At 58.9% G+C, this 15,655-nt stretch carries 17 protein-coding genes and 1 pseudogene; 4 read left to right on the forward strand and 14 right to left on the reverse strand.

Annotated features, from left to right (window positions below):
- Window positions 1-8: 8 nt before the first annotated feature.
- The 10 genes and pseudogenes from tssG to tssA all read right to left on the reverse strand — a co-directional run bounded on the left by tssG (window position 9) and on the right by tssA (window position 9,634).
- A complete protein-coding gene (gene tssG, locus A8O26_RS01535) occupies window positions 9-1,016 on the reverse strand; it encodes a type VI secretion system baseplate subunit TssG (RefSeq protein ID WP_064116462.1) in 1,008 nt (335 codons plus the stop codon).
- Window positions 980-2,767, reverse strand: coding sequence for a type VI secretion system baseplate subunit TssF (gene tssF / locus A8O26_RS01540; protein ID WP_007920286.1), 1,788 nt, complete (start codon window positions 2,765-2,767; stop codon window positions 980-982). The genes tssG and tssF overlap by 37 nt, the downstream gene beginning before the upstream one ends.
- Before the next feature lie 27 nt (window positions 2,768-2,794).
- Window positions 2,795-3,247: a hypothetical protein gene (locus tag A8O26_RS01545; RefSeq protein ID WP_064116653.1), complete on the reverse strand. Its 453-nt coding sequence runs from the start codon at window positions 3,245-3,247 to the stop codon at window positions 2,795-2,797.
- Between the two features lie 43 nt (window positions 3,248-3,290).
- Entirely contained in the window at window positions 3,291-3,668 is a 378-nt protein-coding gene (locus tag A8O26_RS01550; RefSeq protein WP_064116463.1) for a hypothetical protein, read from the reverse strand.
- A 22-nt stretch (window positions 3,669-3,690) separates the two neighbouring features.
- Entirely contained in the window at window positions 3,691-4,074 is a 384-nt protein-coding gene (locus A8O26_RS01555) for a hypothetical protein (protein ID WP_253756616.1), read from the reverse strand.
- Window positions 4,075-5,313: 1,239 nt separating this feature from the next.
- Window positions 5,314-5,607: pseudogene (locus A8O26_RS30115) on the reverse strand (PAAR domain-containing protein); the annotation flags it as partial.
- Window positions 5,608-5,617: 10 nt separating this feature from the next.
- Window positions 5,618-6,025 carry a type VI secretion system baseplate subunit TssE gene (tssE, locus tag A8O26_RS01565; RefSeq protein ID WP_007920274.1) on the reverse strand — a complete coding sequence of 136 codons (408 nt, stop codon included), beginning with the start codon at window positions 6,023-6,025 and terminating at the stop codon, window positions 5,618-5,620.
- 9 nt (window positions 6,026-6,034) lie between these two features.
- Window positions 6,035-7,510 carry a type VI secretion system contractile sheath large subunit gene (gene tssC / locus A8O26_RS01570; protein WP_007920272.1) on the reverse strand — a complete coding sequence of 492 codons (1,476 nt, stop codon included), beginning with the start codon at window positions 7,508-7,510 and terminating at the stop codon, window positions 6,035-6,037.
- Window positions 7,511-7,535: 25 nt separating this feature from the next.
- Window positions 7,536-8,039: a type VI secretion system contractile sheath small subunit gene (gene tssB, locus A8O26_RS01575; RefSeq protein WP_003229587.1), complete on the reverse strand. Its 504-nt coding sequence runs from the start codon at window positions 8,037-8,039 to the stop codon at window positions 7,536-7,538.
- A 32-nt stretch (window positions 8,040-8,071) separates the two neighbouring features.
- The gene (gene tssA, locus A8O26_RS01580) at window positions 8,072-9,634 is read right to left on the reverse strand and encodes a type VI secretion system protein TssA (protein WP_064116465.1); all 1,563 of its coding nucleotides are present in this window, start codon (window positions 9,632-9,634) and stop codon (window positions 8,072-8,074) included.
- 704 nt (window positions 9,635-10,338) lie between these two features.
- Here tssA and A8O26_RS01585 point away from each other — a divergent pair.
- Window positions 10,339-10,692 (forward strand): hypothetical protein, encoded by a 354-nt coding sequence (locus A8O26_RS01585; RefSeq protein WP_064116466.1) that lies wholly within the window; start codon window positions 10,339-10,341, stop codon window positions 10,690-10,692.
- A 96-nt stretch (window positions 10,693-10,788) separates the two neighbouring features.
- On the opposite strand, the gene A8O26_RS01590 is transcribed toward A8O26_RS01585, so the two are convergent.
- The 3 genes from A8O26_RS01590 to A8O26_RS01600 all read right to left on the reverse strand — a co-directional run bounded on the left by A8O26_RS01590 (window position 10,789) and on the right by A8O26_RS01600 (window position 12,592).
- Entirely contained in the window at window positions 10,789-11,064 is a 276-nt protein-coding gene (locus A8O26_RS01590; protein WP_003213368.1) for an HU family DNA-binding protein, read from the reverse strand.
- Between the two features lie 190 nt (window positions 11,065-11,254).
- The gene (locus A8O26_RS01595; protein WP_064116467.1) at window positions 11,255-12,403 is read right to left on the reverse strand and encodes an NAD(P)/FAD-dependent oxidoreductase; all 1,149 of its coding nucleotides are present in this window, start codon (window positions 12,401-12,403) and stop codon (window positions 11,255-11,257) included.
- 21 nt (window positions 12,404-12,424) lie between these two features.
- Window positions 12,425-12,592 carry a rubredoxin gene (locus A8O26_RS01600; protein WP_003437744.1) on the reverse strand — a complete coding sequence of 56 codons (168 nt, stop codon included), beginning with the start codon at window positions 12,590-12,592 and terminating at the stop codon, window positions 12,425-12,427.
- 201 nt (window positions 12,593-12,793) lie between these two features.
- Here A8O26_RS01600 and A8O26_RS01605 point away from each other — a divergent pair, with 201 nt between their 5' ends.
- Together A8O26_RS01605 and ubiA are read left to right on the forward strand one after the other, a co-directional pair.
- Window positions 12,794-13,354, forward strand: a complete 561-nt coding sequence (locus A8O26_RS01605) for a chorismate--pyruvate lyase family protein (RefSeq protein WP_064116468.1) — start codon at window positions 12,794-12,796, stop codon at window positions 13,352-13,354.
- Window positions 13,354-14,244 carry a 4-hydroxybenzoate octaprenyltransferase gene (gene ubiA, locus A8O26_RS01610; protein ID WP_064116469.1) on the forward strand — a complete coding sequence of 297 codons (891 nt, stop codon included), beginning with the start codon at window positions 13,354-13,356 and terminating at the stop codon, window positions 14,242-14,244. Before A8O26_RS01605 ends, ubiA begins: the two co-directional genes overlap by 1 nt.
- A gap of 112 nt (window positions 14,245-14,356) precedes the next feature.
- On the opposite strand, the gene A8O26_RS01615 is transcribed toward ubiA, so the two are convergent.
- Window positions 14,357-14,740, reverse strand: coding sequence for a COG4315 family predicted lipoprotein (locus A8O26_RS01615; protein ID WP_064116470.1), 384 nt, complete (start codon window positions 14,738-14,740; stop codon window positions 14,357-14,359).
- A gap of 151 nt (window positions 14,741-14,891) precedes the next feature.
- On the opposite strand from A8O26_RS01615, the gene phoB reads away from it, so the two are divergent.
- Window positions 14,892-15,581: a phosphate regulon transcriptional regulator PhoB gene (gene phoB, locus A8O26_RS01620; RefSeq protein ID WP_007896474.1), complete on the forward strand. Its 690-nt coding sequence runs from the start codon at window positions 14,892-14,894 to the stop codon at window positions 15,579-15,581.
- Window positions 15,582-15,655 lie beyond the last annotated feature (74 nt).

The raw sequence follows: 15,655 nt of genomic DNA on the forward strand, positions 1-15,655 counted from the left end.
TCACGTCCTTAATGAATTTTGCTGCCCAGGGTCACCACGCCGTCCGCTTTTTCGCGGCCCAGCCAACTGGTCCAACCGAGGCGACAGGCGTTCTGCTCACCGATGCGCAGTTCGCGGATTTCTTCCTGGCGCAACACCAGGCGGATGTCGTAATCGAGCGGGTCACGCAAGGTGAACCGCACCAGCGCGCAGAGCGGCTGGTAACCGAAACCGATCGGCAGGAATTCGTGGAATCGCTGCCAGTCGAGTTCGGTGATGTGAATGCGGAATTTGCCGCTGCGGTCGCGCACGTGTTCGCCAAGCACAAGGTCTTCACCGAGCAGGCTGTTGGCGCGGCCCAAACGATTGCGCTGCTCTTCGAGGATTTCCACGCGGCGCTCGATGCACTGCTCGATGACCAGGTCTTCGTGCTTGAAGTAGTAACGCAGCACGGCTTCGATCAGCGCCGCCGAGTGCGCCCGCAAACTGAGCAAACCGAGGTACGGCAGCAGGCGTTTCCAGTTGAGCTCCTTGGCCTTGCGGATCTCGTCGCCGCCCAGACCGATCAGCGCAAACAGCTGCGCCGAAAACGGGTCGAGCGCGCCGCTCTGGAAGCTTGCGCGATAGCGATACTTGCGCCAGATCGGCAGCATCAGCCGTTGCAGGCGATGGTGGAACAGGTCGAGGAAGTTGCGCGTCGGGTTGCCGTCTTCGCTATCGCCCAGGGCCTGTTCGCCGTAGAACGCCGGCAACGGCGAACCGGAACCGACCAGGCCGATCAGGTTGAAACGCATGCGCGCGCGCATCTGCCCGTGTTCTTCGAAAAACTCCACGCGATCGACGTCGCTGCGCGGAAAGCCCAGGCTCGGGTTGGCTTGGAACTCCACGTGGTCGTACAGATCGTCTTCGCTCAGGTGCGGGTGTGCCTCGCGCAGCCGGTCGATCACCAGCAGCACGGCCTGAAACAGCGAGTACTCGCGTATTACCTTGGTCAGCCCGCTTAAAGCAGGGGCTGCAGGCCCATACGTGGTGTCCATTGGTACACCTCTCCCTGTGTGCTTTTTACGCGCAGCTCATGGAATGAATTGAGACTGGCGTAAAGCGCGAAAAACTCGTTAAGAACCGAAGCGAAAACGAACAGGTCGCCCTCGCCGATATACCCTTCCGGGTCGATGGTCAGTTCGGTGCGCAAACCGCGCACCGGCAACCCACGGTGCAAGCGGTCAACGTGGTGATGCTTGATGTGCTTGAGGCCGCCGAGCAGGCGTTTGCTGACCTTCTCCGCGTGCTGGTCGTAGTAGCGCGGCAGGTCGTAGGTTTCGAGAATCACCTTCAACGCATTGACGTCGGCCAGCGACAGATAGTTAAGCGACATGTTGCTGATCAGCTTCCACAGGAAGTCACGGTTCAGCGGTGGCGCGAAGCTCGACGTGGCCGGGGTGATGTTGCGGAAACTGAGGAACTCCGGCGTCTCTTCGCAGGCCATGCAGATGTCGCCAAGCTTGAGCTTGCGCGGCAGGTTCTGGTTGGTGCAGATCAGCTCGATCGACAGGGTTTCGTGGGCTTCGGTGTGGCGGATGCCGAAGCTCAGGTAGGTGTCGAGGCCGTCGTGCAGCAAGGACGAACGCTGGCGAATGCTGTAGTGCGGACGGCTGTTGGGCACGTCGAAACTCGGGTCGTGCTCGAAGGATTCGAACGGCACGTACTCCTGATAACCGAGACCGCCGGGCTTCCAGCCGGTCACGGTTTCCACCGAGAACACGCCGCAGTTTTCCAGATCGTATTCCGCTGGCAGCAGCAGGTATTCGTCCTGCTTGCCGTCGAGGCGGATCGGCAATGCGTCGTGGGCGAACAGGTTGGCAATCGGCGTGCAGAACAGCTTCACGTTGTCCAGGGTCGGCCGCATGCGCATGATGCCGCTCTTGCGAATATCGAAGCGCAATTCCAGGCCACGCATCTGCTTGAGCGTGTCTTCCGGCAGCGCGTTGATGATGTCCAGACCGTTAACGTCGACGAACAGGAACTTGTCTTGGAAGGCGAAGTATTCCTGCAGGTAGCGATAACCACGGAAGGTGTTCAGCGGATACGGGATCAACGCTTCTTCTTCGGCAAAGCCCACCGGTTTGACCCGATCACCGGGAATCTTGAACGCCATCGGCTTGCCGCTGACGCCATCGATCGGTTTGCCGGCACCGTCGAGCGGGATCAGTTCGATGCCTTCGAGGTTGCGCAACAGACTCAGATAAAGCATCTGGCTGATGTAGCGTTCACCGGCAAAGTGCAGACGCAGCTTGCTCAGTTCCAGCTCACCGAGGTGACCGTCAGCGCTCATTTCCAGACGCAGGCTGAGCAGCGAGCCGTCGCCCTTCACCGAATAGTTCAGCGCAGCCAGATCCAGCGGCAACACGTCGGTCGGGTAGCAGGTGCGGAAGCGGCAACGCACGTCTTCAATCGGCTTGCTTTCAATCGGTGTATCACGCTCGACGCGCAACGCCGGCCCGGAACGCTTGAGCGGATCGAACTGCAAAATGCTGAACGCCGGCAGCGGGCGCATGTAGTTCGGCCACAGCAACTGCATCAGCGAATGGCTGAGTTCCGGCAGCTCGTCATCGAGCTTCTGGCGCAAGCGTCCGGTCAGAAACGCAAAGCCTTCGAGCAACCGCTCCACATCCGGATCCCGCCCGGCCTGCCCCAGATACGGCGCCAACGCCGGACTACGCTCGGCGAAACGGCGACCGAGTTGGCGCAGTGCGGTGAGTTCGCTTTGGTAGTAGTGGTTAAAGGACACGGGTTACCTGCCTGGTAGTGGAACGCATCAAAAAAATATCCTGTAGAGCGCGACTGTCACGCCGGCACAGACGTAACCGCCAATCAGGAGAAACGGCACAATCGAGATCCAGCCGTACGCCATGTAAGCGTCCCTGGACGGCCCGACGAACAGACTGAACAAGCCATACAGCATCCATGGCACGGCGTAGAACGGGATGAACTTCACCGGCGCCCACCAAACCATCCGCAGTGCCTGTTGCTCGTTGCGGCTCTGCGCCGATCGGGACATCCACAGCGAGAAACCCAGAAACCCGGGAATGCCCCACCACAACAGGTACTGCCAGCGGGTCTCGGACGAATCGAACGACGAGTACTCGCCATTCCACAGGTCATAGGAAGTAATCGCCAACACCGCCAGCAATGGCCACCACAATGCAGCCATGAAGAAGCTGAGTTGCGCGCGACTGAGCATGAGCATCTCGCTTGATGAGTCGGTCATCATGCGTCCGTTTCCTGCCCCGGGGTCGCTGGCACGTATTTATTCATCGCTGCGCAACTCCCTGTTTTTGCGGCGTGATCGCGACACCCGTATAGACATAGAGCTCTTCACCGCCGTAGCCACCAATTGCCGCAGCGCTGAGTGGATGGCTGTCCCTGGTGCCATATCGAACCCAGCCTTCAGTCCACATCCCACCATTTTCGTGACGAATTTCCACGTAATAGTCCGGCGCTTCGTGCTTGGTAATCTCGACGAATACCCCGCCATCCTCGGCGCCAACCCACAACGCGCGGGGATGCGCGAACAGCTTTGGTTCGGTCGAGCTTTCCATTCGCACCAGCAGCGTGAAGCCGACCAGAATCGCCAGCAAACCGACCGAGCTGAGAAAAGCGATGAGACATTGCCAGGCTCTGAGTTTCATCGAGCCAACCCGAACAAGTGCTTCATGGGCAGAAAGCCCCGGTATCGACCGTCCACGAACGGACAGCTTTTTCTTCAGTTTTTTTAATGCTCGCTACTGCCTTTCGCAAGGTCTGCGCGTCGATGGACTTAGTCGCGTTCTGGCTTTTGATCGACAGGCTGTACTGGTCGCTGATCTGACCCGATACGTCTTCACCGAATGACTGGTAGTTGCCGATGGAACTGCGCTGGTTCTGGTTTAACGTGAAACTGCGTGGCTGATTGTCATAGTTGGAGTCGTTTGCCAGCGTCAGTTCCAGCGGTACTCCACAAGTGTTCAGCAGGTAAACATCATTGCGATAGACCTGCTGCGCAGCGCATGCAGTCAGCGAAACGAAGCACGCGAAGAAGCTTACCCATCTCATCATCAAAATCGTCCTTGGCCGTTTCATGGACAAACCGATGCCTCGCTGATTGTCCACTCGCGCTGGTACACCTGCTGAGCAGCACAGCCATAAAGGGAAACGAACGGCAAGATGAGACCGGTCAACCTAGTCATCGAACTCGACCCTTGCCAGCCAAAGCAGGCTTTTGACGTCTTGTTCAGACGCCGCCATTCTCTTTTGCAGATCAGCGGAGGACTGCGTGTAACTGCTGAAGTAATGCATGACATCCACCTCGCCGGCGTTCGGCGTCGGATGGTTGTCCTTAGGGTTTTGCATCAATGTCGATGTTTCTTTGTGAGTCCAGGAGTAACCGGGGATGATTCCCCCGCCGTACTCATTGAGAATCAAATGACCAAACTCATGAGCCGACGTTTCTTTGAACTCTTCTCTGGCAACGTCTCTAGCGAACTCTGGAGTTCGACGTCGTTGAACAACGTAGCTTTCATAGGCATAACCGGCGTTGTGATAAACCTTTCTTGCAATCGCAAGACTGGTGGAACGACCGAAGTCCGCCGACAGCGAATCAATCAGAGGGAAATTCCCGGCTTTGGGCTCGACGTTGATCTCGGTTTTGACCGTGACTTTGTAAAGGCCTTTGCTGGTCGTGATGCCCTCGGCGATACCGCCGCCGCGCGCGCCATTACGCGACCAGTACAACTCGATACCTTCCTTGGCCCAGCCAAGCAACGTGCTGAAAGGCGTGGGTACCAGTCCGGGTGTGGAACCACTGCTGCCGCCATCCGAAAAGCTCGGGCGTAACGTGACTTCAACGGTCTTGGCGTTGCGGTCAACACGCACATCGACCCATTTCACCTTTTTAGCCGTGCAATCAAGCTTCACTTCAGTCACTTGCTGTTTTCCCGCCCCGGTCGCAGTGAGGCGCACTTTCAGGTTCGGGCTTTTCAGGACTTTGGTATCGAGGACGCCGGCTGTGTCGTAGCCGTCCCATTGCCATGGATGCTTGCCTGGCGGGAGGAACGGCGCGGTATTGGCTTCGGCGTATACCAGCTTCTCGCCGTCCAGCACCTCCAACTTCACACTGTCAGCAGCGTCCATGCGGTTCTCGACGACGAAATCGACCAACTCACGGTTTTTCGATGTTCCTGATTTCAGCTCGTCGAAGTCTGGAATTTCCAGCGGCGTCAGTACCGAGTTGCCACCGGACTTTAAACCCAGTCGGTAATCCAGCGCCGCGATAACCGCTATGGCGGCAAGCCCCGAAAATGGCACTGGCGAATGCGAATTCCCGATGATCACCGTCCCGGAACCTGCCGTAACCTTGTTGCCGTGAGAGCCAACGGAGCCGACCGTCGCGGCCGGTTTGCCATTGATCAAAACCGTGGTCGCCAGATCGCCGGCCATCGCACCACCACACGCCGAGGCATCGCCTTGGCGGGCGGCCGCGAGGCCGTCGAAGAACACGTCGCCGGAACCGGCGGCGATCGGGTTGGTACCGTGGCCTGGAAGTGGGCAAGCGGTGGGGTCGGATACGCGTGCTGCGGGTTTGCCAGACATCGGGATCTCCTTATGTGACCTTCACTTGTCCGCTGCCATCCAGGCGCGCGGAAAAACTGACCTGACGCTTGAATCCTTCAACTTCCAGCAGGCCTTCGATACTGAAGGCCAGTCGAAGCTGATCGTGGTCACGCGGCAGGGAAATGACACGCACATTGCTCAGGCGCGGCTCGTAGGCTTCGATGAAGTTTTCGATGGCCAGACGGGCCTGACTCAGGGAGTCGTGCAGGCTCAGACGCATGTCATTGAGATCGGGCAACCCGTAGTCGGCCAGCGTTTGCACGCTGCCGGCCCGGGTGCTGAGCATTTTGGCCAGATGGGCAGCCACTGACGCCATGGCACAAGCCTCAAGGCTGTTGCCCTTGCGTAGTTGCGCGTCGCCGTTGAGGCGTTCGAACAGGCTGCCGTATCCGTCCATGAGTCGCTCTTACTCTTTGTCCAGCTTGCCAACCAGCGACAGGGTGAAATCGGCACCCATGTACTTGAAGTGCGGACGCACGTTCAAGCTCACGCGGTACCAGCCCGGCTCGCCCTCAACGTCGCTGACGATCACTTGCGCAGCGCGCAGCGGACGACGGCCACGCACTTCGGCGCTCGGGTTTTCCTGGTCGGCGACGTACTGACGGATCCACTTGTTCAGTTCCAGCTCGAGGTCGGTACGTTCTTTCCACGAACCGAGTTGCTCGCGCTGCAGCACTTTCAAGTAGTGAGCAAGGCGGTTGACGATCATCATGTACGGCAGTTGGGTGCCGAGCTTGTAGTTCAGCTCTGCGGCCTTGCCTTCTGCGCTGATGCCGAAGAACTTCGGCTTCTGCACCGAACTCGCGGAGAAGAACGCCGCGTTGTCGGAGCCTTTACGCATGGTCAGGGAGATGAAGCCTTCCTCGGCCAGTTCGTATTCACGACGGTCGGAAACCAGAACTTCAGTAGGAATCTTGGTTTCGATTTCGCCCATGCTTTCGAAATGGTGCAACGGCAGGTCTTCAACCGCGCCACCGCTCTGCGGGCCGATGATGTTCGGGCACCAGCGGAATTTGGCGAAGCTGTCGGTCAGCTTGGTGCCGAACGCGTAAGCAGTGTTGCCCCACAGGTAGTGCTCGTGGCTGTTGGCAACGGTTTCCTTGTACACGAACGATTTCACCGGGTTTTCTTCCGGATCGTACGGGTTACGCAGCAGGAAACGCGGCACGGTCAGGCCAACGTAACGGGAGTCTTCCGAAGTACGGAAGCTCTGCCATTTGGCGAATTGCGGGCCTTCGAAGTGGTCTTTCAGATCTTTCAGATCCGGCAGGCCGGTGAAGCTTTCCAGACCGAAGAATTTCGGGCCGGCCGCAGCGATGAACGGCGCGTGGGACATGCACGAAACGCTGGCCACGTACTGCATCAGCTTGACGTCTGGCGAGCTTGGCGACATGTAGTAGTTAGCGATGATCGCGCCCACAGGCTGACCACCGAACTGGCCGTATTCAGCGGTGTAGATGTGCTTGTACAGGCCCGACTGCATGACTTCCGGCGAATCTTCGAAATCGTCCAGCAGGTCTTCTTTCGAGACGTTGAGGATTTCGATCTTGATGTTTTCGCGGAAGTTGGTGCGGTCGACCAGCAACTGCAGACCACGCCACGACGATTCCAGGGCCTGGAAGTCCGGGTGGTGCAGGATTTCGTCCATCTGACGGCTGAGCTTGGCATCGATCTCGGCAATCATGCGGTCAACCATGGCCTTCTTGACCGGCTCACCGTTGTTCTGCGGCTTGAGCAGTTCTTCGATGAACGCCGACACACCGCGCTTGGCGATGTCGTAGGCTTCGTCGTCCGGAGTCAGACGGGTTTCGGCGATGATGCTGTCGAGAATGCTGTACTCGCCGTTGCCGGCGCTCTTCTCTTGTGCTGCGCTAGTGCTCATTGTGTTGGCTTCCTTGGCTGGAGTCTCAGGCGTCCGGGGCTGCGGCGTTCAGGCCCAGCTCACCGAGTACGCGACCGCGGGATTCGTCGTCGGCGAGCACGCCTTCGATGGCTTTACGGAACGCAGGTGCGTTACCCAGCGGGCCTTTGAGGGCCACCAGCGCATCGCGCAGTTCCATCAGTTTTTTCAGCTCAGGCACTTGCTCGACCAGGCTGGCCGGGTTGAAGTCCTTCATCGAATTGACGCGCAATTGCACAGCCAGCTCGTCGGCCTCGCCATCTTCCTGCAGACGGTTCGGCACGCTCAGCGTCAGACCCAGTTCTTGCTTGGCCAACACTTCATCGAAGGTCATCTTGTCGATGCTGATCGGCTTGCGATCTTCGATTTTGCGATCGTCCTTGCGGTGGGTGTAGTCACCGATTGCCAGCAGCTTCAGCGGCAGTTCAATCTCTTCCTGAGCACCGCCGGTGGCGGGTTTGAAGGTGACGTTGATGCGTTCCTTGGGGGCTACCGAGCCTTCTTTGGCCATGGCTTTTCTCCTTGCGGTTGTGGCCCTGGGGCCTATTCGAGTACCACTTCGAGGTCGAGGTGGCACAGCCTGCGATAAATCTCTTCCTTGCGTTCACGTACGGCATGGTTCTGCGGCAACAACTCGCAGCAGCTATGCAGTAGATGCAGCACTTCCAATGCAAGATCGGGCTCCCAGGCGTGCAGGCCTGAGTCCTGTAATGTCTGATCGAGGGTTTCCAGCTGGTTCTTGGCCAGTTCGTATTTCTTGGCCATGAAGCACAGGCGCGCGAGGGCGAACTGCCAGAAGAAGCGCTCGCGCCCACCGTGGGCCGATTGCAAACCCTGCTTGAGCGTCTGCACGGCAGGCTTCAAGCCTTCCTTGCGCAGCAGCGGCAAGACTTCTTCAAGGGCTTTTTCCCAGGCCGGCTGGGTTTCGACGTTTTCGCTTTCGACCTTGCGCGGCGCACTGGCGCTTTGCAGGTGCGGCATGACGTTGGCGGCGATCCACGCCCGGGTGGACGGATCGGCAAACGGCGCGCCGTCATGGAAACGCAACTCGACAATGCCGGGCAGCCGTTGAACCAAAAGCGCGAAGTGGATTTCCACTTCGCGCATTGCCAACTCGGCGTTGAGGTTCTGGAGACATTCCCAGACCATCCTCTGGCCATCGAACCAGAACGGCGCCTTCGCCAGGCTCGCCTCCAGTTCCACCAGCAGGTCGGCGTATTTGCCCTGATCGAAACGGTCCTGATAGAGCTTGAGTTTTTCCAGCGGCAGACCGCGCAGCACGGTGATCTGCTCGGCGTTGCGCTCGGGCACCGCGTCAATGGTCATCCACAGCAGCGTGCGGTTCAGGCGCAGCGCGCGCAGGTCGGTGGCTTTCTGCTTGAGCCACCAGGCGCACAGCGGGCGGGCGCTTTCCTGCTGGGCGCGCAGGGCTTTGTGCGCGTCTCGTTCGTTGTCGATCGGTGCGCCGGGGGTGAGCAACTGGCTCGCCGCCTGTTTGACCTGCGCCACCGCCGCACCGACCACACCGGGGGCCGGCTGATTGTCGGCCGCGCGCTGGATCATGGTTTTCAGGCGACGGGAGATCGGCAGCAGCAACGGCGAATCATCGCCCAGATGCTCGGCGCAAGCGGCCTCAAGACCGGACAGGTGCTCGGAGAGCTGCCGGAACATCGGCAACTGCTCTTTGATCGCGATGTTTTCGGTGATGACCTGCTCAAGACGCGGCACCAGCCAACCGATGGCGGCGGCACGGGTGCGGGCTTTGAGCGGGTGAACGTCGGCCCAGTTGTTTTCCGACAGATGGTGCAGCAGACCGAGACCGGCCAGCAGCCCGGGGAAGGATTCGCGCTGGTACAGCGACCAGGTCAGCCAGGCGCCGACACGCAGATCCTTGGATTGGGTACGTAGAAGATTTTCGCTGTTTTCGCGGATTTTCAGCCAGTCGATCTGCCCGCTTTCGTGCATCGACGAGGCTTTGGCCAGCTCGCTTTCCAGTGCCTCGAATTCGCTCGAAAAACGAACGTCTTCGCCCGCGAAATTCTCTTTGGAAACAGAGACTTTTGCGAGTTCGAGGTAATGGGCGGAAAGTTTGCTTGAGTAGGACATCCATGGCCTTTATTTAGGATTACAGTCATGCGCCTATTGGAGTTGCGGCGGCGCGGGACAGTATCGAAGAGCGGTGAAGCGACTCATCCAATTGAGATGTGCTCTTTCAAGTGGGCGCATCGTAATCACTATGATGGCCACTAGCAAGCATCTGATTAAACAACAAGACGAAGTGTTCATTGGGGTCTGTAGGAGATCGCCCTATATGTTGCAAGGGATTCCCTGATAGTCATTTATATTCGCCGCATTTTCTTCTCCCCCGCCAAAACGCTGATCTAGAGCGTTCCTGGACGGGGAAACGACATCCTGCAGGACGCCCGTCCCAATACAAGGCGGCGAGCATGACAACTCTCAAAAAAAATAGAAGTAGGATTCTTCCGAAAACCCACAGACTTATTTCAACAATTGCACGATGACAATGACGAACATAAAAAGTGCCATCAATTTGATGGCAAAGTATTGTTTGAAACTTTCAAAGTCCCGGAAATACTGCACAATCGTGCTAACTCGATAATGATCGAAGTAGCCTCCAACAGGCATTTCCGCCCATTTACACATCACCTTACAATGCGCACCTCTCTGACAACTGTCACAGATACTTCTTACATCTGGTGCAAGAAGGCGTTTATACGTTTGCCGCTTGAGCCAAAGCCCGCATAGCAAATACCGCGCCTCCTTCGGGCGCCTGCAAGGAGATTCAACACATGGAATTGAAAGCTTTTTTTCTGACTGCGCTGATGTGGCTTCCCGTTACCCAGGCATCTGCAGATACCGCGCCTCTGGACGGCCATTACTATCTGTCCGGCGCCATGGAAATGGGCGCCGAGTTGCTGCTGCGCAAGGACGGCACTTTTGACGCGGGCGTGGCGTACGGCAGTGCCGACGGTTTTGCCAAAGGCACCTGGCAGGTGGAGAACCAGACAGTGACGCTGAAAAGCGCAACCAAACCTGCATCCAGCAACGATCTGTCCGCCCTGTTCCAGGATCTGCAACTGGCGATCGAGCCAAACTGCCTGGCCGTAGACTTTGGCAACGGCAAAGCCTGTTTCCGCAAATAACCTGACATACAGCCATAAAAAATGGGCACCCGACCGCAATCGGTGTGCCCATTTTTTATTACAGTGTTCCCCCGCTATTCAGGGGATCCGCCGCAATTAAGGATTAACGCTGTCTTTCAACGACTTGCCTGGCTTGAACGCAACGGTGTTGCTGGCCTTGATTTTAACCGGCTCGCCGGTCTGCGGGTTTTTGCCGGTGCGGGCGCCGCGGTGGCGTTGCAGGAAGGTGCCGAAGCCGACCAGCGTGACGCTGTCCTTGCGGTGCAGAGCGCCGGTGATTTCTTCGAGAACGGCGTTGAGTACGCGGTTGGCCTGCTCTTTGGTCAGATCTGCTTTTTCAGCGATTGCAGCGGCGAGTTCTGGTTTACGCATTAGTGAAGCCCCTTTGACGGTTTTTTGTTGTTATGTCCGTGCTGTTCTCGTTGGAACAGCGCCCAAGGCGCCGCAGGCTCTACTCTGCGGCAGACGGGAGTGAGAATGGCACGCGGATACCGGCGGCGCCAGTCTCCCCGCGACCTTTGTAGGGGCAAAAGCGGGGTGATTCCGACAGAACGACCGGTATTTACGCCAGCAGGGCCGGAAGCTGTTTGTTCAGGGCGAGTTTTTCCAGCACCGCTGCTCCGGTCAGCGCGTAGCCGAGCAATTGGCCGTCGGCGCTGTGGCACAGGGCCTTGATGTCGGCGCCCTGCCCTTCAACGCTCCAAACGCCCTCGCTACCGCGTGGCGGTGGCGATACGACCAGTGGGCAGACCGGGGTTTTCACGGTGATCGGCATCGGGCCGTAGCTCACTGCAGTCGGGTTGCCTGCCAGGGTTTGTGCCAGCGCACGCGCACAACTCATGAGGGGCATCACGTACAGCAGATTCAGCCCGTCGACCTCGGCGCAGTCGCCCAAGGCGTAGATATTGGCGTGAGAGGTTTTCAGGTGCCGATCGACCACGACGCCGCGATTGACCTGTACGCCAGCGGCCGCCGCCAGATCGATGCGCGGACGCAGGCCAATGGCCGAAACCACCACGTCGCAAGGAATGACCTGGCCGTCGGACAGATGCGCTTCAAGGCCGTCGGCGACTTTCTGCAATCGGGTCAGCACCGGGCCGAGATGAAATTTCGCACCGAGGCTTTCCAGTCCGGCCTGCACGGCTGCCGCTGCGGCCGGGTGCAGCAACATCGGCATGACCTGTTCGCAAGGCGCCACCAGTTGCACTTCATAGCCACCGAGAATCAGGTCGTTGGCGAATTCGCAGCCAATCAGGCCGGCGCCGAGCAACAGCACCCGGCGCTTGCCGGCCGCCGCTGCGCGAAAGCGCGCGTAGTCTTCAAGATCGTTGATCGGAAACACCAGATCGGCGCCATCGCCCTCGATCGGTACGCGCACGGTTTCTGCGCCCCAGGCGAGGATCAGATCACGGTAATAAACCGCTTCTTCGCCAATCCACAGGCGTTTATGGCCGGCATCGATGCCGCTGATACGCGTGTGCGTGCGCACCTCGGCTTTCAACTGCTCCGCCATCGCGCCCGGTTCAGCCATGCTCAGGCCATCGGCGTCCTTGTTCTTGCCGAACCCGGTGGAGAGCATTGGTTTGGAGTAAGAGCGGCCGTCATCAGCCGTAATCAACAGCAACGGGGTTTCGCTATCGAGTTTGCGAAACTCGCGGGCCAGGTTATAGCCCGCCAGCCCAGTGCCAACGATGACGACAGGTGCGCTCATGCCTTACTCCTTTCGATTTGCTTAGTTGATTTCGATCATTTCGAAGTCCATCTTGCCGACGCCGCAGTCCGGGCACAGCCAGTCTTCCGGCACGTCCTGCCACAGGGTGCCCGGCGCAATGCCGTCATCCGGCCAACCGTCGGCTTCGTTGTAGATCAGGCCACAGACGATGCATTGCCACTTTTTCATTCAGGTACTTCCTCAGGGTTCAGGCTTAGTGCCGGCGCGGACGGTCGATGGGTGCTGCGCTGCCATCCGGCTCAGGGCGTTTTGTACTGATGGAGTCGGTCAGATGCAAGCCTGTTCGGCGCAATGGCGACCCGGATCAATCAATAGCGCAGCTCGCCATGGTAAGCTCGCCGCCTCATTTGCGGCCAATAATGACTCATTGTGCAACATTCAAATGCCTGCCCGACCCCGCTCTGGCTGACCCAAAGCCGACTGACGCCCCTCCCCGATTCGTTGACCCTCGACTGGTTGTTCGACGAAGGCTCCCTCACCCGCCGCCTGACCCGGCTGTCCGACGACGGCTTTAGCGTGACGCCGCTGTTTGAAGGCTGGGACACCCTGCGACCTGACGAATGTGCAGCGCTGGATCTGGCTGAGGGCAGCGAAGGCTGGGTGCGCGAGGTCTATCTGCGCGGCCACGGCGAGGCCTGGGTATTTGCCCGCAGCGTCGCCTCGCGCGCCGCCCTGCAAGGTGATGGTTTGCACATGGACGAACTGGGCAGTCGCTCGCTGGGCGAATTGCTGTTTTGCGATCAGGCGTTCCAGCGTCGCGCCCTCGAAGTTTGCCACTACCCTGAACAATGGCTGCCGCAAGCCGCCAAAGCGTCGGAACTGTGGGGCCGCCGTTCGCGTTTCGACCGTGGCGCGCTGAGTGTGCTGGTCGCGGAAATCTTCCTGCCGAGCCTGTGGAGCGCCGCCCGCGCCCATCCGGAGAACTGCTGATGTATCAGAGCTTGCTCAAGTCACTGAACCGCTTGAACCCGCGCGCCTGGGATTTCATTCAGCTGACCCGGATGGACAAGCCGATCGGCATTTACCTGCTGCTGTGGCCGACCCTGTGGGCACTGTGGATAGCTGGCAAAGGCTCGCCGTCACTGGCCAACGTGGTGATTTTTGTCCTCGGCGTGGTGCTGACTCGCGCCGGTGGCTGTGTGATCAACGACTGGGCTGATCGCAAGGTCGACGGCCACGTCAAACGTACCGCGCAGCGGCCATTGGCGGCCGGCAGAATCAGTTCGAAAGAAGCGCTGGTGTTCTTCGCCCTGTTGATGGGCGTGAGTTTTCTGCTGGTGCTGTGCACCAACGCGCCGACCATTTGGTTGTCGCTGGGCGGTCTGGCGCTGGCCTTCACTTATCCATTCATGAAGCGCTACACCTATTACCCGCAAGTGGTGCTGGGCGCGGCGTTTTCGTGGGGCATGCCAATGGCGTTCACTGCCGAGACCGGTGAGTTGCCGGCGGCGGCGTGGCTGTTGTGGATCGCCAATCTGCTGTGGACGGTGGGTTATGACACCTATTACGCGATGACTGACCGTGACGACGATTTGAAGATCGGCGTGAAGTCGACGGCGATTCTGTTTGGCGAGGCGGACCGGGTGATCATCCTCAGTTTGCAGGCGTTGTCGCTGGGTTGCCTGTTGCTGGCGGGGTCGAAGTTCGAGTTGGGGACCTGGTTCCATCTCGGCTTGCTGGTGGCTGCTGGCTGTTATGCGTGGGAGTTCTGGTACACGCGGGATCGCGACCGGATGCGCTGCTTCAAGGCGTTTTTGCACAACCACTGGGCCGGGTTGGCAATTTTCGTCGGGATCGTGCTGGATTACGCATTGCGCTGATCCACAAACCTGTGGGAGCGAGCTTGCTCGCGAAAGCGTTGGGTCAGTTGGCACATAGGCTGACCGAGACGACGCCTTCGCGAGCAAGCTCGCTCCCACAGGTGATTTGCGTTTACTTGTGCTCGTGCACCACGTGCCACACTTCCTTCATGCCGTCGCCTTTCATTTCTCCAGGTTTCTCGTCCTTCATGAAGGTGTACAGCGGTTTGCCATCGTAGGCGTACTGCATCATGCCGTCATCACGCTTGATGACCGTCCATTTGCCCTCAGCCTTGGCCCCCGCCGGCGCCATCATCGGCGGCCAGTTTTTCGCGCAATCGCCGTTGCACATCGACTTGCCGCCAGCGTCCTTGTCGAACGTGTAAACGGTCATGCCTTTGTGATCGACCATCATGCCGCCCTTCATCATGGCCGGCTCGGCAGCCATGGCAAACCCAGGCAGAGTCAGGGCGGCAGCCATCAGCAGGGCTTTAAAAGAAACAGTCATTTGAGTCATGGAAACCTTCTTTTGTGGTTGTCAGGATTCGGACTTAGAGCTTAGTTCAGGATTTGCACAATCGCTGGCGGACTAAAATACTGTCACACGACTGCAATAATTCCGTTATCTAATGCGGCGCAAGACAGTTAAATGACAAGAGGATTAAGGCATGGTTGGCAGGAGCATTCTGATCGTCGACGACGAAGCGCCCATTCGCGAAATGATCGCCGTTGCGTTGGAAATGGCCGGCTATGACTGCCTCGAGGCAGAGAACTCGCAGCAGGCACACGCCATCATCGTTGACCGCAAGCCGGACCTGATCCTGCTCGACTGGATGCTGCCCGGCACCTCCGGCATCGAGCTGGCCCGCCGCCTCAAGCGTGACGAGCTGACCGGGGACATCCCGATCATCATGCTCACCGCCAAGGGTGAAGAGGACAACAAGATCCAGGGTCTTGAAGTCGGCGCCGACGACTACATCACCAAACCGTTTTCCCCGCGCGAACTGGTCGCCCGCCTGAAAGCCGTGCTGCGTCGCGCCGGCCCGACCGATGGCGAAGCGCCGATCGAAGTCGGTGGCTTGCTGCTCGACCCGATCAGCCACCGCGTGACCATCGACGGCAAACCCGCTGAAATGGGCCCGACCGAATACCGTCTGTTGCAATTTTTCATGACCCACCAGGAGCGCGCCTACACCCGTGGCCAGTTGCTGGATCAGGTCTGGGGCGGCAACGTCTATGTTGAAGAGCGCACCGTCGACGTGCACATCCGCCGCCTGCGCAAGGCCCTCGGCGACGCCTACGAAAATCTGGTACAAACCGTGCGCGGCACTGGCTACCGGTTTTCCACCAAGGCCTGAGCCGACCGCCAGACTCGCTGACAAGGACCGTATTTCCCGTGAATCAAAACTGGCATGGCACCCTGATTCGCCAC

Source organism: Pseudomonas fluorescens (assembly GCF_001648775.1).
Lineage (GTDB): Bacteria > Pseudomonadota > Gammaproteobacteria > Pseudomonadales > Pseudomonadaceae > Aquipseudomonas > Aquipseudomonas fluorescens_M.